The sequence below is a fragment of the Pseudomonas sp. LBUM1673 genome, assembly GCF_059695645.1.
Window position 1 is genome coordinate 182,277 of the sequence record NZ_CP166780.1, and the last position, 22,630, is coordinate 204,906.

The window sequence follows — 22,630 nt, forward strand, 5'->3', positions numbered from 1 at the left end:
GGGTGAATGGATTGCAACAGTTCCACTTTATCTCCGGCTTGCCGCGCTCAGGCTCGACCCTGCTTTCTGCCATTCTTTTGCAGAACCCTCGCTTTCATGCTGGCATGACCAGCCCCGTTGGCGCGCTATTTTCCGGTGTTCTGGAACAATGCAGCGCCGGCAGCGAATTTGGTGCGGTGATCGACACCGACCTGCGTCGTCGTCTGTTGCGCGGCCTGTTCGATTCTTTCTACGCCGACAAGGCCGACAAACCGGTGGTGTTCGACACGAACCGCCTGTGGAGTTCGCGCCTGCCGGCGATCAGTGATCTGTTCCCCCAAGCCAAGATCATTGCCTGTGTGCGCAATGTCGCCTGGGTCATGGACAGCCTTGAGCGCCTGTACCGCGCCAACCCCTTCGAAAACACCAAGCTGTTCGGCGATGCGGTCGAGCGCAACACGGTCTACAGCCGCTGCGAAACCCTGGCCCAGCGCAATCGGTTGGTGGGATTTTCCTGGGCCGCCCTCAAGGAAGCCTATTACGGCGAACACGCCGACTCGCTGTTGATCATCGATTACGACCTGCTGAGCCAGGCACCGGAGCGGGTGATGCGGCTGGTCTACGACTTCATCGGTGAACCCTGGTTCGAACATGACTTCGATCATTTGGCCTACGACGCACCGGAGTTCGACCAGGCCCTCGGCCTCTCGGGGCTGCACAAGGTGAAGGCCAAGGTCCAATTGCAGTCCAGGCGCACGATCCTGCCGCCGGACTTGTTCAAGCAGTACGCAGAGTTGTCCTTTTGGCTCGATGGCTCAGCCAGCGCCGCCAATGTCATTCGTATGAAAGCCGACGCCGCGATCAGTTGATCGCGGCGTTTTCATTGATGCGTCAACAAAGTTCGAGTCCGGGTGAGCAGCATGTGGTGGAGCAAAGGCAAGTCGCGGGTTACCAAAGGCGCACGAGCGCTGGCCTCGCCAATGATTATGTCCCTGGAACCACGCATGCTGTTCGACGGCGCGGTGGCCGCCACGGTTGCCGACACCGCCCAGGCTGACAGCCATACCACCGCCGAAGCAGTCAAGGCGCCGACTGCCGACCAGCCGCTCGCCAGCAAAGACACCCACGGCCAGGCCGATGCCACGCCAGCACCGGCCCCCGCTGCAGTGCCGGGGCAGAGCGTGGTGTTCGTCGATTCACGGGTCAAGGACGCCGACAGCCTGCTTCAGGGCGTCGCGCCCGGCACTCAGGTGATTGAGCTGGATGCCACCAAAGATGGCCTGCAGCAGATTGCCGATTATCTGGACGGCCATCAGGGCATCAGTTCGGTGCAGATCATCGCTCACGGCAACGCGGGTGATCTGTGGCTGGGCAATAGCTACCTGTCGGCCGACAACGTCGCGGCCCGCAGCGCGGTGCTGGCGGAAATCGGCAAGGACATGAACGTCGGCGGCGACATTTTGATCTACGGTTGCTACACCGCCGAAGGTGAGCGGGGCTTGAGTTTCGTCGACTCCCTGGCGCAAATGACCGGCCGCGACGTGGCCGCTTCCAGCAATCGCACCGGGCTGGGCGGAGACTGGGACCTGGAAATCGCCACTGGCAACATCGAAAGCGCCAACGTCCTCTCGACCACGGCCATGAGCGACTATCAATGGGGCCTGGCCACCTGGACAGCCACCACCAACGCCAACACGGGCGTCGGCTCGTTGCGTGCTGCCATCGCCTCGGCGCAGAACGGCGACATCGTCACCTTTAACAGCAGCATGACGGTGCAGCTGACGTCCGAACTGCTGATCAACAAGAACATCACCGTTGATGGCGACTTGAACAACGACGGCGCGGCTGACGTGATTCTCGATGGTCAGTACAGGACCCGAGTGATTGAAGTGACGTCTGGCAGTACCGTGACGCTCGATGGTCTGGTGATCACCCGTGGCCTGGTGTCGGGTACGGGCGGCAACGGTGGCTACGGTGCCACGGGCGCGATGGCCGGGGGGATTTTCAACGCAGGGATTCTGACCCTGAGCAACGTTACCGTGACCTCCAACGCTGCTTCCGGTGGTGGTGGCGGCGGCGGTGTAACAAGCTCGTTTTACGGCGGTGGCGGTGGTGGTGGTGGCGGTTTGGGCGGCCAGGGCGGCGGGCATGGCGGTTCGGCAGGTCCGGGTACCGGCACGTTGGGCGGCGGTGCGGGCGGCGGTGGCGCAGGTGGTTACGGCGGCGGTTATGACGCGACCCACATGGGCGGTCGCGGCGGTACCACCACTGGCGGAGCCGGCGGGCTGGGTGTTTCCTATTACAGCAACGGCGGTAACGGTGCGACGGCCACCAATGGCACGATTTCCATTGGTGGCGGTGGCGGCGGCGCCGGTTGGGACAAAGTGGGTGGCGCCGGCGGCAACGCGGTGGGCGGGATCTACAACGCCAGCACCGGCACCATGACCATCGTCGGCACGTCGACCATCAGCAACAACATTGGCGGCGGTGGCGGCGGTGGCGGTGGCGGTGGCCAGGGCAGCAATGCCAGCAATGGCGGCGTGGGCGGCCGGGGCGTCGGTGCGATCTGGAACAAAGGCACGCTGCTGATCACAGCAGCCAACTTCGCGGCCCTGGCCGGTAATGCTGCGGCCAGTGGTGCTGGTGGTGCCGCGCTGGGCGGGGGGACAACCGGCACCTCGCCGACCTCCGTCGCGACAATCTATAACGACGGTGGTGTACTCAATACCGCGTATTCGCCGCCGCCGACCGCAACCATTGTGGTGGCTGACACCACACTGAGCATCGGCGAAACGTCCTTGGTGACGATCACCTTCTCCGAGGCCGTGACCGGTTTCACCAATGCGGACCTGACCATCGCCAACGGCACCTTGAGTGCGGTAAGCAGCGGCGATGGCGGCATCACCTGGACGGCCACGTTTACACCGACCGCCAGTATTTCCGATACGACCAACGTCATCACCCTGGACAACACCGGGGTGATAAACGGTCTGGGCACCGCCGGCGTCGGCACCACCAATTCCAATAACTACACGGTCGACACCGTACGCCCGACCGCCAGCATCGTGTTTACCGATACGGCCCTCAGGGTCGGCGAAACGTCGCTGGTGACCATCACCTTCAACGAAGCGGTCACCGGCCTCACCAATGCCGACCTGACCATTGCCAACGGTACCTTGAGCGCGGTGAGCAGCGGCGACGGCGGCATCACCTGGACGGGGACCTTCACCCCGACCGCCAGCATCACCGATGCGACCAACCTGATCACCCTGGACAACACCGGAGTCAGCGACTCGGTAGGCAACGCCGGTAGTGGCACCACCGATTCGAACAACTACGCCATCGATACCGTGCGGCCGACCGCGACCCTTGTGGTGGCCGATACCAGCCTGAGTATTGGCGAAACCTCGCTGGTGACCATTACCTTCAGCGAAGCGGTCAGCGGTTTCACCAATGCCGATCTGACGATTGCGAACGGTACGCTCACTGCGGTGAGTAGCAGCGATGGCGGCATCACCTGGACGGCGACCTTTACCCCGACGGCCAGCGTCAATGACACGACCAACCTGATCACCCTGAACAACACCGGGGTCAGCGACCTGGCGGGTAACGCCGGCAGCGGCACCACCGATTCCAACAACTATGCGATCGATACACTCCGTCCGACCGCCACCATCGTGGTCGCGGACACGGCGCTGAGAATCGGCGAAACCTCGTTGGTGACCATCACCTTCTCCGAGGCGGTGAGCGGCTTTACCAATGCCGATCTGACGATTGCCAACGGCACGTTGAGCGCGGTGAGCAGCAGTGACGGCGGCATCACCTGGACGGCGACCTTCACACCCTCCGCGAGCATCACCGACACGACCAACCTGATTACCCTGGACAACACCGGGGTCAGCGATGCTGTCGGTAATGCCGGCAGCGGGACTACCGACTCCAACAACTATGCGATCGATACCGTGCGGCCAACGGCAACTATCGTGGTCGCAGACACGGCGCTGAGAATCGGCGAAACCTCTCTGGTGACGATCACCTTCAGTGAAGCGGTGAGCGGTTTCACCAACGCTGACCTGACCATTACCAACGGCACGTTGACCGCGGTGAGCAGCAGCGATGGCGGCATCACCTGGACCGGGACCTTCACGCCCTCCGCGAGCATCAACGACACCACCAACCTGATTACCCTGGACAACACCGGCGTGGCTGATCTGGCGGGCAACGCCGGCAGCGGCACCACCGACTCCAACAACTACGCCATCGACACGCTGCGCCCGACCGCCACGATCGTGCTGGCCGATACGACACTGACAGCGGGTGAAACCTCGCTGGTGACCATCACCTTCTCCGAGGCGGTGACCGGTTTCACCAACGCCGACCTGAGCATCGCCAACGGCACGTTGACCGCGGTGAGCAGCAGTGACGGCGGCATCACCTGGACCGCAACGTTTACCCCGACCGCAGGCATCATCAGCGCGACCAACGTCATCAGCCTGGCTAACACCGGCGTGGCCGATCTGGCGGGCAATACCGGCAGCGGGATCAGTTCTTCGGGCAACTACGCCATCGACACCGCCCCGCCGACCGCGACGATTGTGGTGGCGGACACTGCGTTGAGAATCGGTGAAACGTCACTGGTGACCATCACCTTCAACCAGGCCGTGACCGGTTTCACCAACGCTGACCTGACCATTGCCAACGGCACGTTGAGCGCGGTGAGCAGCAGTGACGGTGGTATCACCTGGACCGCCACGTTCACCCCGACTGCCAGCATCACCGATACGACCAACCTGATCACATTGGACAACACCGGCGTGCAGGCTGCGGCCACTGGCAACGTGGGTAGCGGCACTACCGACTCCAACAACTACGCCATCGACACCGTGCGGCCGACGGCAACCATCGTGGTCGCAGACACGGCGCTGAGAATCGGCGAAACCTCTCTGGTGACGATCACGTTCTCCGAAGCGGTGAGCGGTTTCACCAACGCCGACCTGACCATTGCCAACGGCACGTTGACCTCGGTGAGTAGCAGCGATGGCGGGATCACCTGGACCGCCACGTTCACACCTTCCGCGAGCATCAACGACACGACCAACCTGATCACCCTGGACAACACCGGCGTGGCCGATCTGTCGGGCAACGCCGGGAGCGGCACCACCGACTCGAACAACTACGCCATCGACACGGTGCGCCCGACCGCCACGATCGTGCTGGCCGATACCGCGCTGACAGCGGGCGAAACTTCGCTGGTGACGATCACCTTCTCCGAGGCAGTGACCGGTTTCACCAATGCTGACCTGACGATTGCCAATGGCACCTTGAGCGCGGTGAGCAGCAGCGACGGGGGCATCACCTGGACCGCTACATTCACCCCGACCGTCGGCGTGAATGACTCGAGCAACGTCATCACCCTGAACAATACCGGTGTGACCGATGGGGCGGGCAACACCGGCAGCGGCACCACCAATTCCGGCAACTACACCATCGATACGGTGCTGCCGACGGCCACCATCGTGGTGGCCGACACTGCGTTGAGAATCGGTGAAACGTCACTGGTGACCATCACCTTCAACCAGGCCGTGACCGGGTTCACCAACGCCGACCTGACGATTGCCAACGGTACATTGACCTCGGTGAGCAGCAGCGATGGCGGCATCACCTGGACCGCCACCTTCACCCCGACTGCGAGCATCACCGATACGACCAACCAGATCACATTGGACAACACCGGCGTGCAAGCTGCCGCCAGCGGTAACGTGGGCAGTGGCACGACCGACTCCAACAACTACGCCATCGACACCGTGCGGCCGACGGCAACCATTGTGGTCGCGGACACCGCGCTGAGAATCGGCGAAACCTCTCTGGTGACGATCACCTTCAGTGAAGCGGTCAGCGGTTTCACCAACGCTGACCTGACCATTACCAACGGCACGTTGACCTCGGTGAGCAGCAGCGATGGCGGCATCACCTGGACGGCGACCTTCACGCCTTCCGCGAGCATCAACGACACGACCAACCTGATTACCCTGGACAACACCGGCGTGGCTGATCTGGGGGGCAACGCCGGTAGCGGCACCACCGATTCCAACAACTACGCCATCGACACGGTCCGCCCTACCGCGACCATCGTCCTGGCCGACCCTACCCTGAGTGCCGGCGAAACCTCGCTGGTGACCATTACCTTCTCCGAGGCGGTGAGCGGTTTCACCAACGCGGACCTGAGCATCGCCAACGGCACTTTGACCGCGGTGAGCAGCAGTGACGGCGGCATCACCTGGACCGCGACCTTCACGCCAACCGTCGGCGTGAATGACTCGAGCAACGTCATCACCCTTAACAATACCGGTGTGACCGATGGGGTCGGCAACACCGGCAGCGGCACCACCAACTCCGGCAACTACACCATCGATACCGTGTTTCCGACAGCCACCATCGTGGTGGCCGACAATGCGTTGAGCATCGGTGAAACGTCGCTGGTGACCATCACCTTCAGTGAAGCGGTGACCGGTTTTTCCAATGCCGACCTGACCATTGCCAACGGCACCTTGAGCGCCGTCAGCAGTGGCGATGGCGGCATCACCTGGACCGCAACCTTTACGCCGACCAATGCCATCTCCGATACCAGCAACGTCATCACCCTGGACAACAGCGGTGTGCAAAACGGCTCGGGCAACGCCGGTAGCGGCACCACCGATTCCAACAACTACGCCATCGACACCGTGCGGCCAACGGCAACCATCGTGGTCGCGGACGCGGCGCTGGCGGTGGGTCAAACATCGGTGGTGACCATCACCTTCTCCGAGGCGGTCAGCGGTTTTACTACGGCCGACCTGACGGTGAGCAACGGTACCCTGAGCAATCTGAGCACCAGCGATAACATCACCTATACCGCAACCCTGACGCCGACGGCGAGCGTCACCGATTCGACCAACCTGATTACCCTGGACAACACCGGGGTGATCGATGTGGCCGGCAACACCGGCAGCGGCACCACGGATTCCAACAATTACGCCATCGACAGCCAACGCCCGACCGCCACCATCGTGTTGAGCGATACGACCCTGAAACCGGGGGAAACCGCCCTGGTCACCATTACCTTCAGCGAGGCGGTAACGGGTTTCGACAACAGTGATTTGAGCATTGCCAACGGCACCTTGAGCGCGGTGAGCAGCAGTGACGGCGGCATCACCTGGACCGGGACATTCACTCCGACTGCCGGGATTACCGACGCCAGCAACATCATCACCCTGAGTAACAGCGGCGTCTCGGACGTGGCCGGCAATACCGGGGCGGGCACCACCAACTCGGCCAACTATGTGGTGGAAACCCAGGTACCGACCGCTACCATCGTGGTTGCCGACAATGCCCTCAAGGTCGGTGAAACTTCGCTGGTGACGATTACCTTCTCTGAAGCGGTCAGCGGTTTCAGCAATGCCGACCTGACCGTAGCCAACGGCACTCTCAGCAGTGTTTCGTCCAGCGATGGTGGCGTGACCTGGACCGCGACCTTCACACCTACGGCCAGCGTGACGGACACCACTAACCTGATCAGCCTGGACAACAGCGGTGTGATCAATGCGTCGGGCAACAGCGGCGTGGGCGTGACCGACTCCAACAACTACGCCATCGACACGGCTCGCCCGACCGCGACCATAGTGGTCGCGGACAATAAGCTGGGCATCGGCGAGACCACCACGGTGACCTTTACCTTCAGCGAAGCGGTGTCCGGTTTCGACCTGTCGGACCTCAGCGTGGCCAATGGCGTGCTGTCCAACCTGGCCAGCAGTGACGGTGGTGTGACCTGGACCGCCACGCTTACACCGACCGCGAGCCTGAACGATGCGACCAACCTGATCCTGCTCGACACCGGCAATGTGCTCGACGTTGCGGGCAATGCCGGCGCCAGCATCGCCATTTCCAACAACTATGCGCTCGATGCGACTCGCCCGACCGTCACCATTGTGGTTGCCAACCCGATCCTGGGCATTGGCCAGACGACGTTGGTGACCTTCACATTCAGCGAGGCGGTCAGTGACTTCGATTTGTCGGACCTGAGCGTCACCAACGGCGAGCTGACCAACCTGGCCAGCAGCGACGGTGGCAAGACCTGGACCGGGACTTTCACTCCCACCGCGAATATCACCGACCCGAGCAACTTCATTGCGCTGGATACCAGCAATGTGACGGACCTGGCAGGCAACCTGGGCGCCAGCGTTGCAGTATCCAATAACTACGCGATCGACACCGTACTGGCGCCTCCCTTGGTCTTGACACCGGTGGTCGTAGCCGATCAGCCGAACGTGCCATTGCAACCGATCATCTTCACCCCACCCACTGGCGATCTTGGCTCGCCACTGAGCTTTTCCCCGCTGTTTGAACAACGGGTGATCGGCAACGGCATTCGCCCTCTGGGCGACATCTTCATGAACCACGGGGCGCTGACGCCGAGCTTTATCGCGCAGGTATTCAGCAGCAGTGAAAACGGTGGCGATGGCTCAGGCCAAGGCTTCCTCGGTTTTGGCGGCGGCGACGGCGGGGTCTTTGGCAGCAGCACGCTGTCGAATCTGTTCAATCAGGACACTGGCAGCGAGGGGGACTCGCTGAACGCCTTCGGCAATAACTCAATCAGGATGGGAGATGCTTCCCAAGGGCTGCGCGGCGTGTTTGGCGCACCGAGTCTTGGTCAGCAATTGCAACAACTCAAAGACACCGAGCAGCGGCAGGTCGAAAGCCTGGCCGCGGCTTTGCAACAGGTCGGCATCAGTGAAATACAGGCCTGAAAAAACCATTAAAAGCAGGGCGGCACCTGGGGGCTCCAAGGATGAAGAGAAGTCAGAAGTTATTCGGCGCCAGCTTGCTGGCGCTGGCGATCAGCGGGTGTGCAGTCACCAGTGAACCGATCGAACGCAGCGTCAGCCAACAGCGCGCCAAAAGCGATCTGCAAAACATGTACACGGGGCAGGAGCCTCTCAGCGGCCCACTGACCCTGCACCAGGCCATGGCCCGCGCGGTGAAGTACAACCTCGAAGGCCGGCTCAAGATCATGGAAGAGGCCTTGGCCAAGCGCCAACTCGACCTCGCCAGTTTCGACATGCTGCCACGCATGGCGCTGGACGCCGGGTACGTGGGGCGTAATAACGTAAACGCTTCCAGCAGTCAGAGCGTGCGCACCGGCACCCAGTCTCTGGAACCGTCGACCTCCCAGGACCGCGACCGTGAAGTGGCGGACCTGACCATGGTCTGGAACGTACTCGACTTCGGCGTCAGCTATATCAGTGCCAAGCAGCAGGGCGATCAGCGGCTGATCGTGCAGGAGCGTCGGCGCAAGGTGATCAACACCATCGTTCAGGACGTGCGCTCGGCCTATTGGCGAGCCATGGCCGCCGAACGTTTGCTCAAGCAGATCGACAGCCTGATGGCTCGGGTCGAAACCGCTCGCAACAACAGCCAGAGCATGAGCGAGCAGCGTATCGGGGATCCGATTCAGTCGTTGGGTTATCAGCGCTCGCTGATCGAAGCCACAAGGCAACTGGAAGAGCAACGCCGCGCACTGTCGCTGGCGAAAACCGAACTGGCGACCCTGATCAACCTGCCTCCGAGTACCAATCTGACGCTGGCGACCCAGGACGATTACGTCATTCCGGAACTCAAGGTCGACCTCGCCAGCCTGGAACAGGAAGCCCTGACCAGTCGGCCGGAGTTGCGAGAGCAGGATTACCAGACCCGCATCAGCGCCGCCGAAACCCGCAAAGCCATGCTGCGTCTGCTGCCGGGGCTGGAGTTCTCCGCCGGTGGGCATTACGACAGCAACTCGTTTTTGGTGGAGCAGGGCTGGGCGGATTACGGGGTGAAAGTCACTTGGAACCTGTTCAATGTGATTTCCGCACCCGCGGCGATCGACGTTGCCAAGGCCGGTGAAGAAGTCGCTACGGCGCGCCGGCAGGCGATGTCGATTGCCGTACTGGCGCAGCTTTACGTGGCCAACGCCAACTATCGCGAGGCGATGCGGCAGTTCAAGACCAATCAGCAACTGTCAGACATCGATGGGCAAATCGTCGGCCAACTGCGCAACCGCTATCAGGCGGCCGGGCTGGGTGAACTGGATCTGATCCAGGGCGAGCTGAACACCTTGCAGGCCGATCTGCGTCGCGATCTGTCTTACGCTGACCTGCGCAATGCTTACGGGCAAATCTTCGCCAGCGCCGGTCTCGATCCGCTGCCGGACGAAGTGCAATCGACTGAAGTCCAGTCCATCGCCACGGCGCTGGCCAATCGCGAAGAGGCGTGGGCGGCGGGCAACATCTCAGTGCCGGTGGCCCATGTCCCGGTCCAGTAACCTGCTGGCGCCGACGGCGAGCATCAGTCGCGCACAACGAGAGGCTCGCAACGGCCATCGTGGCACGGCGATTCTGCTGACCGGTTTGCCGGCCGCGGGCAAGTCGACATTGGCCCAGGCACTGCACGCCGAGTTGTTCGAGCGTGGTGTGCAGAGTGTGGTGCTCGATGGCGACGGACTGCGGGTGGGGCTCAATCGCGATCTGGGGTTTACCGACAGCGATCGCCTGGAAAACATCCGCCGCGCCAGCGAACTGGCGGCGCTGTTGGTCGAGAACGGGCAGATTGTGATTCTCGCGATGATCGCGCCCTTGGTGGAGTTGCGCGAAGTATTCGCCCGACGGTTGGGCGAGGATTACCGCGAAGTCTGGTGCAGCGCCTCGTTGGCGGTGTGTGAACAGCGTGATCCCAAAGGTCATTACGCCCGTGCCCGACGGGGTGAGTTGGCGGGGTTTACCGGTGTTTCGGCGCCTTACGAACCACCGCCGTGCGCATCGCTGGTGCTCGACACGGGCGCGCAGTCGGTCGAGGCCAGTCTCGACCGTTTGCTGACCTGGCTCGGCGAGTGCGCGGTGCTGCCGAAACGATGAGCCGGCCGGCATTCTCCCGCTTGCCGGTGACGGTGGATTTGCCGTTGCTGTTGCAGGCACTGGCGGCGATCGGCGAGGACGGCTGGCACGGTCATTTCAACAGCGCTTACTACGCCGGAGACTGGAGCGGCGTGGCGCTGATTTGCGCGGCCGATGCCATGACTGAACTGGCGCCCGGTCGCGGTGAGCCTTTATTGCGTGCGCCCTGGCAACAGGATGTTCGATGGCAGCAAGGGCTGCGGGATCTGCCGCTGGAGATCGTCTGCGCGCGCCTGTTGCGGCTCGGCCCGGGCGGGCGCATCCACGAACATCGCGACTATGACCTGGGCGAACCGGACGCTGATTTGCGTCTGCATATTCCGCTGCTCAGCCCTCCGCGGGTGGACTTTTTGCTGGACGGCCAACGCATGCCGATGGCCGCTGGCGAATGCTGGTTTCTCGACCTGTCGCGGCCTCATCGCGTGGACAATCGCGATACCCAGGCACGGATTCATCTGGTGCTCGATTGCCGGCCCTGTGCCTGGCTGGAGCAGGCGATTGTCGACGGACTGGCAACCACGCCGTCGCCGCAAATCGCTCATGACGCTTTTGCGCAGTTCAAGGCCTTGGTGGCCAGCGAACCGCCGTTGTGTAAGTCCTTGCAGGGTTTGCAGGACAACGAAGCGTTTATCGCCCGCACCCTGGAGCTGGCTGCCGAGCGTGGACTTGCGTTCACCCGCGAAGAACTGCGCGCAGCGATGCGCGACGGTCGCCGCCAATGGAATGAACAATGGAGCGCCTGAACCTCGAAGGCTGGTTGCCGATCCGCGTCTGGCAAGAGGGTGGGCAATGGCAAGTCGACTGGTGCTGGTTCGGTGACACGCGGCTGCATCAGCCGTTTTTTCGTGACGCGGTGGAAGACGCGCTACGGCTGCCGTTCAATCAGGCGTTTCGCCGAAAAACTGCATTGTCGACCCTCGCTGACTGGCAGGCTTGCAGCCCCGGTCTGGCCCCAAGCGCGTTTATCTTTCACGCCTCCCGCTGCGGCTCGACCCTGATCAGCCAGATGCTGGCGCAACTCGACAACCACATCGTCGTCAGCGAACCTGCGCCGCTGGATGCGTTGTTGCGCAGTGATTTACCCGCCGTCGAGCGCTGTGCCGCCATCAAAGGGTTGCTGTCTGCCTACGGACAACGTCGGCTGGGCGTGGAGCAACGGCTGGTGATCAAACTCGATGCCTGGAACATTGGTGAATTGCCGTTGCTGCGTGAGTGCTTTCCCGAAACGCCGTGGCTGTTTCTTTATCGCGATCCGCTGGAAATCGCCGTCTCGCATCTGCGTCGTCCGGGCATGCACATGGTGCCGGGGATGATCGGGGCGAGTGTGCTGGATGACGAGCTTGCGTTCAGCAGCCGTGAGAATTACATCGCCCGGCGATTGGGGCGGTTGCTGGCATCGGGGTTGGCGCAATGCCAGGCGTTCGATGGATGGGCTGTGAATTACAGCGAACTGCCGCAGACCATGGCGGGGCGGTTGGTAGCGTTCTTTGCGCTGGATATCGAGCAACGCAGGCAGGTGTTTGCGGCGGTGGGGCAACATGCCAAGCAGCCGTCACAGGTGTTTGTCGACGATAGCGATGACAAGCGTCGTGAAGCCTCGATGCTGCTTAACGAACACATACAACAATGGGCGCTAGAGCCTTATGAGGCTTTGGAGCAATGGCGCAAGATATGAGCGAAATGGCTTTTGTGGCAAGGGAGCTTGCTCCCGCTCGGCTGCGAAGCAGTCGCAGATTATAGGGCCGATACGCGACCCAGCGGGAGCAAGCTCCCTCGCCACAGGTCGTCGGTGCATCAAGGTTTTGACGACAAATCCGCCATCCCCTTGAGCAATTCGATCGGCAGCGGGAAAACGATGGTCGAACTCTTGTCCCCGGCAATCGAACTCAGCGTCTGCATGTAACGTAACTGCATGGCCCCTGGCTGGCGGCCGAGCATTTCGGCAGCCTGCATGAGTTTTTCCGAGGCTTGCAATTCACCTTCGGCGTGGATCACCTTGGCCCGACGTTCCCGTTCGGCCTCGGCCTGTTTGGCGATGGCGCGAATCATCGATTCATTGAGGTCCACGTGCTTGATCTCGACGTTGGCCACCTTGATGCCCCAGGCGTCGGTCTGCGCATCGAGCACTTGCTGGATGTCGACGTTCAGGCGTTCCCGTTCGGCCAGCAATTCATCGAGTTCGTGTTTACCGAGCACCGCCCGCAAGGTGGTCTGGGCCAGTTGGCTGGTGGCCATGAGAAAGTCTTCGACCTGAATGATCGCCCTTTGCGGGTCGAGCACACGGAAATACAGCACCGCATTGACCTTGACCGAGACGTTGTCGCGGGTAATCACGTCTTGCGGCGGTACGTCGAGCACCACGGTACGCAGGTCGACGCGAACCATTTGCTGGACCACCGGAATCAGCAGGATCAGGCCAGGGCCCTTGACCTGCCAAAAGCGTCCGAGCTGGAACACCACGCCGCGTTCATATTCGCGCAGGATGCGGAAGGTCGACCCCGCCAGTGCAATCAGTAATAACAGCAGCGCGGCAAAACCCAGTTGCAGGCCCATGACTATTCTCCGCCATCATTATTCATTGCGGGCGCCGCGTCAGCCGCGGCCACTTCCAGCAGTAAGCCCTTACGTGCCACCACCCGGACCTGTTGTCCCGGTCGCAGCGGTGTCGAGCTCGATACCTGCCATTGCTCGCCTTGCAGGTGCACCCAGCCGATATAAGCATTGCCAGCCTGCAATGACGTTACCGGTGTCACGCTGCCGAGTAATTCGTCATCGCCGCTGACATTGCGGCGCGGGCGGGTTTTCAAGGCGTGGATCAGCAGGAAAGTCAGCAGCAGTGCGCTGATCAGCCCCAGACCGATCATCAACGGAACAGGGACCTCGGTATTGGTCAGAATCACTGCGCCGATCACGAACATCACAATGCCGCCCAGACCGACCACGCCATAATTGGGCAAAGCCGCCTCGGCGATCAGAAATGCAATGCCGAACGTGATCAGCCAGATTCCGATGGGGTTGGGAACCAGCAGGACGACGGCGTCCGCTGCGAAAACCGTTCCGCTCAAGGCCAACAGCAGCGCAATTGCACAGTAACGAGTGTTCACTTGACCCTCCGGGAGAGTCGTCCGTCCACGAGCCGTTCGTGGCTCTGTATACAAGTCTAGTTGAGCCAGCAGTTGTATGAATTCCGACCCGTTGTCGGCAGCGTCCGACGGGCAGATTTCCCGCCAGATCCCATCGGCGGGCCTAGACTTTTAATGGAGACAAAAGTTAACCATCGTCCGCGATTCGTTGCTGCGGACACCGAGGTGCATCATGCGTATGGCAAAAACCGTGCAGAACAGCCTGGAAAAGGCTCACTGCGAATATGACATCGTTTCCCACCCGCACTCGGCCAGTAGCCTTGAAACGGCACGGCTCGCGGGCATCCCTGCCGAACGGGTCGCCAAATCGGTGATCCTTGACGACCATCACGGCCACTATTTGATGGCCGTGCTGCCCGCCAGCCGTCACCTGGACCTGAGCAAAGTACGTGGCAGTAATGAATGGCAAGTCACCCGGGAGAGCAACCTGCCGCACCTGTTCGATGATTGCGAACGCGGCGCCGTGCCTGCATTGGGCGAATCCTACGGGATGGACATGGTCATCGACCCACTGCTGACCCGGCAGAAAGACATCTACCTCGAAGCCGGCAACCACAACAACCTGGTACACATGAGCGTGCCGGAATTCTTGAAAATGGTGCCACATGCCGAGGTGTGCGAGTTGAGTCTGTCGGCGTAGCGTCGACATAACCGCCGTCATCGCGGGCAAGCCCACTCCCACAGGCATTGCGAAAACCCTGTGGGAGCGGGCTTGCTCGCGAATAGCCGCGCCGCAGTCACCCATCCAATAGGCGATTACGAAGGAGCCACACATGGAATCCCCTACCCATAGCCTCCCCTCCCTGTTCAAGCAACTCGGCCTGCCTGATGACGCCGAAAGCATTGATAAATTCATCGCTACCCATTCACCGCTCAAACCCGAACTGCACCTGGCGGACGCGTTTTTCTGGAGCGAGAGCCAGGCAGAGCTGCTGCGTGATGAAATTCTGGAGGATGCGGATTGGGCGGAGGTGGTGGATCAGCTGGATGTGCTGTTGAGGCAGGGGCGGGGGGTGTAAAAAATCTGAGCAGAAACTTTGTACGACCGAGCCAAGAAACGCTGATAGTGGAAAGCAGACGAACGCAAGGTTAACAACCCGGCAAACCCTGAGGCCGTTGCTATGCTTTGATTTGATGGGGGCGCGCGGCGAACCCGTCGATCAAGGCTTGCGTTGGTCATGGGGATCTAATAATGAAAAACCCTTATGCTCCCGGCTTCTGGTGCGCCATTGCGGCATTGGTTTTGCTGTCGGCCACCTATTTCTACGGCGTCATGCTGGCCCACCAGCTCGACAAGGCGCTGATATTCCTCGACAGCGCCGCGGCGCTGATCGCCGTGATGGCCATCGTGATGGTTGCCTGGGCTTCACTCCAGGGCCAGCGCATCAAGAAACGACAACTCGAACAAGGCAAGACCCTGGTGCTGATCTGGGACACCAAGGTGGCTTTGCGTCGTGTCGAAACGGTGTTCGACCGGTATTTCTGGGGCAGTTACTGGCAACCGGGGCGAACGTTCCAGGAAGTCATGGGCGAACTCACCGGCACGCCGCTGGAAAAAAGCCTCGAAACCTTGAAGAAACAATGCCTGGCGCTGGACAAGCAAGTGGCCGACGAGGGCTGGCACTGGCTCAACAACGCCCGGGAACTGTCCGATGTCGCCAACGCCATGGCCCGCGAACGCTATCAACTGGATTTTTGCGACCCGCGCTCGGAAGTGACCGGCGGGGCGGTGATCAATCGGGATTTTGAAGTGCTGGTGTATACGTGGACCGCACGGTTGAAAAGCTTCGATCATCAGCTTGATGAAATTGAAGTGCAGTATTCATAAGGTTGTATTGGCAGGGCTGACGCCTTCGCGAGCAAGCCCGCTCCCACAGGTTCAGCGCAATCCTTGTGGGAGCGGGCTTGCTCGCGAAGGCGATCGAATGACCGCCGAAACGCTCGACCCCTGCCAGTTGTCCACAGGCAGCAACATCCCATAGACACTCTTTCACCTTTAAATCATTGGGCCGCCCTGCGGCGCAAATGCTAATCTCCATCCCGCTTTTAGCGCAGTCGTGACCGCAACCCGTCGTGGGTTCAGGGAAGACGACCACCCTTTCAACAACGGACATTGTCGGGTACTTCATGAATAAATCAGCAGGCGTGCTTCTAGGAATTGTCGTGGCCATCGGTGCAATCAGTGCCGGCGGTGCGTGGTACACCGGCAGCAAACTGGATGGGGTGCTCAATACCTCGATCGCCGATGCCAACAAAGAGCTGCAAGCCGCGCTGGCAGGTTCCAACGGCACGGCGTCGCTGGAGCTGGTCTCGCTGGACCGCCATGTGTTCAGCAGCACCGCGCACTACCGCCTCAAGGGCGAGGGCGAGATGTTTGGTGAAGCGCCGGTCGAGTTGCTGTTCGTCGACCGCATCGAACACGGCCCGCTGCCGTTCTCGCGCCTGGTGTCGCTGAAGTGGTTGCCGGTCCTGGCCACCAGTCACTACGAGCTGGAAAAGACCCCGCTGACCGAGAAGTGGTTCGCTGCCGCCAAGGACAATTCCCCGGTCAAAGGGGTGGTCAACATCGGCTACGACAATTCCACCAAGGGCACCCTCGAATTTCTGCCGCTGGAAACCGCACTGGATGACAAGTCCAATCTGACGTTCTCCGGGTTGAAACTCGATGTAGCCGCCAGTGCCCAGGCGCAAAAGGTCAAGGCCGACGGTTATATGGACAGCCTGAAGCTGACCACCGTGGCCGAAGATCAGACCCCGGTGCAGGTAGAGCTCAACGGCTTGACCGTGGCCAGTAACCTGAACAAAAGCACGTACGGCTATTACGTCGGCGAAAACACCGTCGAGCTGAGCAACAGCAAAACCACCTTCGGCGCCAAGCAGTCGGTACTCGGTTTCAAGAATTTTGAAATGAAGAACCAAACCGAGGAATCGGGCACCAACGCTTCGGGGCGTGCCGATTACAAGGTCGGTGAAGTGTCCTTCAACGGCAAGGTTGTCGGCTCCGCGCAAATGGCCATGAGCCTGAAGAACCTCGACATCCCGTCAACGATGTCGCTGATGCAGATCTACCAGACCAAACTGCAACCGTATGAGAGGGCCGCCGCTGAAGCCGCTGCCACCGGTGAGCCGACACCAGAGCTGAACCTGACCCCGGCCGAAGAGGCGCAGGTCAAGACCGGTCTGGAGAAACTGCTGGCCGCCGGTCCCCAGGTGGCCCTGGAAAACCTGTCGTTCAATACCAGCAACGGTGAAAGCCGCGCCAAGCTGGTACTGGACCTGACCAAACCGCAATCCATGGACCTGCCGCCAGACCAGTTGGTCAAGCAATTGATCGCGTTGCTGGACTTCAACGTGCTGGTATCCAAGCCAATGCTCGTTGACGTGCTCACCATGCAGTCGCAGATCGACGGTCAGACCGACGCCAAACTCATCGCCGATCAGGCGAGCGCAACCGCCGACATGTTCAGCAGCATGGCGGTCGGCACGCAACTGGCGAAACTGGACGGCAACAACGTTGTCACCACGCTGCACTACGCCAACAATCAAGTGGACTTCAACGGCCAGAAAATGACCGTCGAAGAGTTTGTCGGTTTTGTGATGAACAAAGTCGGCGGCGCTGGCGCGATCCAGTAAACCGCAGGTTTCACCGCAACGCCCGGCCTCTGCGACACGCAGACGCCGGGCGTTTTGCTGTCTGGTGTATCGAAAGGAGGTGAGGGGGAGGCGACCCTGATGCCAGTCAGTCAGGCGCAACCCTTGTGGGAGCGGGCTTGCTCGCGAAGGTGGCGGCACAGTCAACATTGATATCGCCTGACACACCGCTTTCGCGAGCAAGCCCGCTCCCACAGGTTCCGCACCTTGACTGACTGGCATCAGAGAAGGCCCGAATGTAACGAATCTGAACAATTATTGCGGCCTGAATAGTTGACCGCGCCTTGCGTGCAAGATGCGCCCCGATAAAGCCTGGCCGGGTCATTTCGATCCGGCTTTCCGTTACGAGTGGGCAACGAGGGCATTGCGACCCGGCTGGCCATGTAAGGATGCTGACGAATGCCGCGCACTGCTGGTCCCTTTATTCATCGTGGTTTACGCCCCTTGTTTCGCATTGCGCTGTTCAGCCAATTGCTGTGGCCGGCGCTGGCGTGCGCCGACACCTCTTACGACCAAATGGTTCGCGATGCACGGGCCGGCAACTACACGCCCGCGTTGACTGTGTTGCGTCAGATGCCGGTGAACCGGGCCACCACCGGCCAGATCAGCGATCACTTGCAGATCGCCAGTTGGGCCGGTCTGGACGCCGAAGTGGTCCAGGTCTATGAAACCCAAGGGCACAATCGGGCGCTGCCGGTTCAGGCGTTGACCGCTACTGCGCGAGCCTACCGCAATCTCAAACGCTGGGATTCGGCGACCCAGGTGTACAACAAGGCCCTGACCCTTACGCCACAAAACCCCGACCTTCAGCTGGGGCTGGCGATGACTCAGGCCGATGCCGGCAAACCTGACGAGGCCGTTGCCCGCACCAGGGCGCTGGTGGCCGCGAAGCCGGATGATCCTGCCCGCCGCTTGGCCCTGGCCTACGCCTTGACCCGCGCCGGTGCCACCTACGATGCATTGTTTGAATACGACCAGGCCTTCATCCGCGCCGGCAGCAAGCCTGAAGTCGCTCAGGAATACGTGATTGCCCTGCAACGCGCCCGTTTGCCGGAACCGGCCTTGCGCCTGGCGCGTCAGCGGCCGGGGCTGCTGGATCCGGTCACGCTGCGACGCCTTGAAGGTGACCTGGCCGCAGAACGTGTGCGCCTGGCCGAACTGGCCACTCGCAGCGAAAAAGAACGTTATGTAATCGCCGATCGAGCCCTGGCCGATTACGACCAGCTACTGGCTACCTGGACGCCGGACCCTCAGGCCCACGATGACGTCATCCGCTGGCGAATCGACCGCATGGGCGCCCTGAAAGCCCGTGCGCGCACCGCCGATGTGATCGCCGAATACCAGAAGCTGCTTGCCGAAGGCGTGAAGATTCCGACCTACGCCCTGCGTTGGGTGGCGTCGTCTTATCTGGACCAGCGTCAGCCGGAAATCGCCACAGATTTGTATCGTCAGGTGCTGGTGGCACCGGATGCCGATGTCGGCGACCGCCTGGAAGACAGCTCCGCGCTCTATTACGCCTTGCTCGAAAGCGATAAGGCCGATGAAGCGCGCCAGGTCGCCGAAGACCTGGCCAGGACCCAGAAGCCGCGGGTCGAGCTCAAGGGCTTGCCGGTGGGTAATCCCAACGATGAATGGATGGACGCGCAGCAACTCGCCGCCCAGGCCGGCACCTACGGCGCAGATCTGCCCTCGGGCGAGCAGCGTTTGCAGACGCTGGTGGATCAGGCCCCGGGCAACCTCGGCCTGCGTCTGGCCCAGGCCGATCTCTACCTTGCCCGGGACTGGCCACGACGCGCCGAGAATCAGCTCAAGGAAACCGAGAGCATGGCTGCGCGAGACGTCGGGCTGGAAATTGCTCAAGGCCACACCGCCATGGATCTGCAGGAGTGGCGGCAGTTGGATGCGCTGACCGATGATGTGGTCGCGCGTTTCCCGGACAACCGTCAGGTGCAGCGTTTACAGCGTCAGCGTGAAGTCCATGACATGGCCGAATTGCGAGTGGAGGCCTACGGCGGCAAGAGTTTTGGCGGTGGCAACGGCGACGTCGGGGCGGTCAACGGCAGTCGCGATTTCGGCATCGAAACCACGCTGTACAGCCCGCCCATCGATGAAGACTGGCGCCTGTTCGCCGGTGCCGGTTACGCCACCGGCGACTTCCAGGAAGGCACCGGCCACCATCGCTTTCAGCGCGTCGGGTTTGAACGTCGGACCCGCGACATGACCCTGGAAGCGGAAGTCTCCAACCACTCCTACGGCTTCAGTGACAAACAGGGCGCGCGTCTGGCGATTGCCCGAGACATCGACGATCACTGGCAGTACGGCGGCAGCCTCGAGTACCTGTCGGCGCAAACACCGTTGAGGGCCTTGAACAGCGACATCACCGCCAATGGCGGCAGCGGTTTCATCCGCTGGCGCGCCAATGAAAGCCGTGAGTGGAAACTGGCGGTCAGTCCCTCGCACTTCAGCGACGGCAACAACCGTGTCGAAGCCTTGCTCACCGGTCGCGAGGGTGTTTACCGCGCGCCGGGGTTGCAAGTCGATCTCGGCCTGGAGGTCGGCGCTAGCCGTAACTCCAAGTCCGACGACGTGCCGTATTTCAATCCCGAATCCGACTTCAGCGTGCTGCCGACGGTGAACGTCAACCACGTGCTCTACCACCGCTACGAAACGTCCTGGAGCCAGCAGTTCCAGGCCGGTGCGGGCACCTACAGCCAGCGCGATCACGGAACCGGCGGTATCGCCCTGCTGGGTTACGGCCAGCGCTACAGCTGGAACGACGTGTTCGAGGTCGGCGGCCTGCTGAGCGTGATCAACCGGCCTTACGACGGCGACCGCGAAACCGATCTGCGCCTGCTCGTCGACCTCACTTACCGCTTCTAGAAGAGTTTGAAGATGCCTTTTACTTCGCGTTTCATCCTTTTGCTGGGAGCGCTGTTGATCAGTGCCTGCGCCCAGCAAGCCCCGGCCTTCGCGCCGCCATCCGAACGCCCTGTACCGGCCAATGAAAAGCCTTGGCCGAAAAACCATGTGCTCGGGATCGCTTACCACGATGTGGAAGACCGTGACCCCGATCAGGCGCTCGTGGCCGTGCGCACTGAGCGTCTGCTCGAGCAACTGGCGTGGCTGCGGGAGAACAACTACAAGCCGGTCACTGTCGACCAGGTCATGGCTGCTCGCAACGGCGGCCCCGAGCTGCCGCCACGGGCAATCATGCTGAGTTTCGACGACGGTTATTCGAGCTTCTACACCCGCGTGATGCCGGTGCTGCGCGCCTATAACTGGCACGCCTTGCTGGCGCCGGTCGGGGTGTGGATCGATACGCCGCTGAACCAGCCAGTGGATTTCGCCGGCACACCGCGCAAGCGCTCGGACTTCCTGACCTGGGAGCAGATCCGCGAGGTCTCCCGATCCGGCCTGGTGGAAATCGCTGCCCACACCGACGCCAGCCACAAAGGCGTGTTGGCCAACCCACAAGGCAACTTGCAACCGGCGGCCGCGACTCGGCGCTATGACGCCGTTACCGGGCGCTATGAAACCGAAGCCCAATTCCAGGCCCGGATACGCGCCGACGTGGCGGCCATCTCGGAGAAGATCCGCAAGGTCACCGGTTACAAACCGCGTGTCTGGGTCTGGCCGTACGGCGCGGCGGATGGCACGTCGCTGCAAGTGGTCAGCGAACAGGGTTATCAGATGGCCCTGACCCTGGAAGACGGCCTCGATGCGCTCGATAACCTGATGAGCAGCCCGCGCTTTTTGGTGGCCTCGGATCCGGATGGCCAGCACTTCGCCAATAGCATGGTCTCGGTGCAGTCCGAATCGCCGATGCGGGTGGTGCATGTGGACCTGGACAACGTCTACGACTCGGACCCGGCCCAACAGGAAATCAACCTCGGCAAACTGATCCAGCGCATGGCCGACATGGGCGCCAACACGGTGTTCCTGCAAGCCTTCGCCGACCCTGTGGGCGATGGCCTGGTGCATTCGCTGTACTTCCCCAACCGTCACCTGCCGGTGCGCGCCGACCTCTTCGACCGCGTGGCCTGGCAGTTGCGTACTCGGGCTAACGTCAAGGTCTTCGCGTGGATGCCGGTGCTGAGTTTTGCCCTGGACTCGAAGTTGCCACGGGTCACTCGCTGGGACCCGAAAACCGGTACTACGTCGATCGATCCGGATCAGTACAAGCGCTTGTCGCCATTCGATCCAAACGTGCGGCGCATCATCGGTGAAATTTACGAGGACGTGGCGCGCCTGACTTCGATCGACGGTGTCCTCTATCACGATGACGCGGTGCTGTCGGACTTCGAAGACGCCGGCCCCGAAGCCCTGAAGGTCTATACCGCCAACGGTCTGCCCGGTTCGATTGCCACCCTGCGCGACGATCCAGCCATGCTGCAACGCTGGACGCGGTTCAAGAGCCGTTACCTGATTGATTTCACTCACGAGCTGACCGCCAAAGTCCGCGCCATTCGCGGCCCGCAAGTGAAAACGGCACGCAATCTTTTTGCCGAGCCGATGCTCAACCCCGAGAGCGAAGCCTGGTTCGCGCAGAACCTTGACGACTTCCTGGGTGCCTACGACTGGACGGCACCGATGGCCATGCCGCTCATGGAAAAACAGAGCCTCCAGCAATCCGGCCCCTGGCTTGAAGCACTGGTGGCAACGGTCAAAACGCGCCCCGGCGCACTCGATCGCACGGTGTTCGAATTGCAGGCCCGCGACTGGACGAAAAGCACCGACGCCGACATCGACGGTGAACAGTTGGCTGACTGGATGGGGCGCCTCAAGCGTCAGGGCGCCACCAGTTTCGGCTACTACCCGGACAACTTCCTCGAGAACCAGCCGGACCTGAAAACCGTGCGGCCCGCGCTCTCCAACAAGTGGAATCCATAA

14 protein-coding genes are annotated in these 22,630 nt (G+C 61.5%); 12 read left to right on the top strand and 2 right to left on the bottom strand.

Annotation, left to right across the window (positions count from 1 at the left end; translation table 11 throughout):
• The first annotated feature begins 2 nt into the window (after positions 1–2).
• Genes ACA044_RS00825 through ACA044_RS00850 form a run of 6 tightly spaced genes read left to right on the top strand, consistent with a single transcriptional unit; the run spans position 3 to position 12,621 of the window.
• Positions 3–848: a sulfotransferase family protein gene (locus ACA044_RS00825; protein ID WP_497444745.1), complete on the top strand. Its 846-nt coding sequence runs from the start codon at positions 3–5 to the stop codon at positions 846–848.
• Positions 849–899: 51 nt separating this feature from the next.
• Positions 900–8,762 carry an Ig-like domain-containing protein gene (locus ACA044_RS00830; protein WP_497444746.1) on the top strand — a complete coding sequence of 2,621 codons (7,863 nt, stop codon included), beginning with the start codon at positions 900–902 and terminating at the stop codon, positions 8,760–8,762.
• Between the two features lie 41 nt (positions 8,763–8,803).
• Positions 8,804–10,318, top strand: a complete 1,515-nt coding sequence (locus ACA044_RS00835) for a TolC family protein (RefSeq protein ID WP_497444747.1) — start codon at positions 8,804–8,806, stop codon at positions 10,316–10,318.
• Positions 10,302–10,907 (top strand): adenylyl-sulfate kinase, encoded by a 606-nt coding sequence (gene cysC, locus ACA044_RS00840; protein WP_497444748.1) that lies wholly within the window; start codon positions 10,302–10,304, stop codon positions 10,905–10,907. Before ACA044_RS00835 ends, cysC begins: the two co-directional genes overlap by 17 nt.
• Complete coding sequence (locus ACA044_RS00845) at positions 10,904–11,689, top strand: aspartyl/asparaginyl beta-hydroxylase domain-containing protein (protein WP_497444749.1); 786 nt, start codon at positions 10,904–10,906, stop codon at positions 11,687–11,689. Before cysC ends, ACA044_RS00845 begins: the two co-directional genes overlap by 4 nt.
• Positions 11,677–12,621 carry a sulfotransferase family protein gene (locus ACA044_RS00850; protein WP_497444750.1) on the top strand — a complete coding sequence of 315 codons (945 nt, stop codon included), beginning with the start codon at positions 11,677–11,679 and terminating at the stop codon, positions 12,619–12,621. Before ACA044_RS00845 ends, ACA044_RS00850 begins: the two co-directional genes overlap by 13 nt.
• Positions 12,622–12,740: 119 nt before the next feature.
• Here the strand turns inward: ACA044_RS00850 and ACA044_RS00855 are convergent, their stop codons facing one another.
• Both ACA044_RS00855 and ACA044_RS00860 read right to left on the bottom strand, forming a co-directional pair.
• Complete coding sequence (locus tag ACA044_RS00855) at positions 12,741–13,499, bottom strand: slipin family protein (RefSeq protein ID WP_008009522.1); 759 nt, start codon at positions 13,497–13,499, stop codon at positions 12,741–12,743.
• 2 nt (positions 13,500–13,501) lie between these two features.
• The gene (locus ACA044_RS00860) at positions 13,502–14,050 is read right to left on the bottom strand and encodes an NfeD family protein (protein WP_497444751.1); all 549 of its coding nucleotides are present in this window, start codon (positions 14,048–14,050) and stop codon (positions 13,502–13,504) included.
• Between the two features lie 211 nt (positions 14,051–14,261).
• Here ACA044_RS00860 and ACA044_RS00865 point away from each other — a divergent pair, with 211 nt between their 5' ends.
• The 6 genes from ACA044_RS00865 to pgaB all read left to right on the top strand — a co-directional run bounded on the left by ACA044_RS00865 (position 14,262) and on the right by pgaB (position 22,630).
• The gene (locus ACA044_RS00865) at positions 14,262–14,729 is read left to right on the top strand and encodes an aminoacyl-tRNA deacylase (protein WP_497444752.1); all 468 of its coding nucleotides are present in this window, start codon (positions 14,262–14,264) and stop codon (positions 14,727–14,729) included.
• A 133-nt stretch (positions 14,730–14,862) separates the two neighbouring features.
• Positions 14,863–15,108: a DUF2789 domain-containing protein gene (locus tag ACA044_RS00870; RefSeq protein ID WP_497444753.1), complete on the top strand. Its 246-nt coding sequence runs from the start codon at positions 14,863–14,865 to the stop codon at positions 15,106–15,108.
• A 173-nt stretch (positions 15,109–15,281) separates the two neighbouring features.
• Positions 15,282–15,917 (top strand): NADH:ubiquinone oxidoreductase subunit N, encoded by a 636-nt coding sequence (locus ACA044_RS00875; RefSeq protein ID WP_497444754.1) that lies wholly within the window; start codon positions 15,282–15,284, stop codon positions 15,915–15,917.
• A gap of 299 nt (positions 15,918–16,216) precedes the next feature.
• Positions 16,217–17,722 carry a YdgA family protein gene (locus ACA044_RS00880; RefSeq protein ID WP_497444755.1) on the top strand — a complete coding sequence of 502 codons (1,506 nt, stop codon included), beginning with the start codon at positions 16,217–16,219 and terminating at the stop codon, positions 17,720–17,722.
• A gap of 417 nt (positions 17,723–18,139) precedes the next feature.
• On the top strand, positions 18,140–20,620 hold the full coding sequence (gene pgaA / locus ACA044_RS00885) for a poly-beta-1,6 N-acetyl-D-glucosamine export porin PgaA (RefSeq protein ID WP_497444756.1): 2,481 nt from the start codon (positions 18,140–18,142) through the stop codon (positions 20,618–20,620).
• A gap of 12 nt (positions 20,621–20,632) precedes the next feature.
• Complete coding sequence (gene pgaB / locus ACA044_RS00890; protein WP_497444757.1) at positions 20,633–22,630, top strand: poly-beta-1,6-N-acetyl-D-glucosamine N-deacetylase PgaB; 1,998 nt, start codon at positions 20,633–20,635, stop codon at positions 22,628–22,630.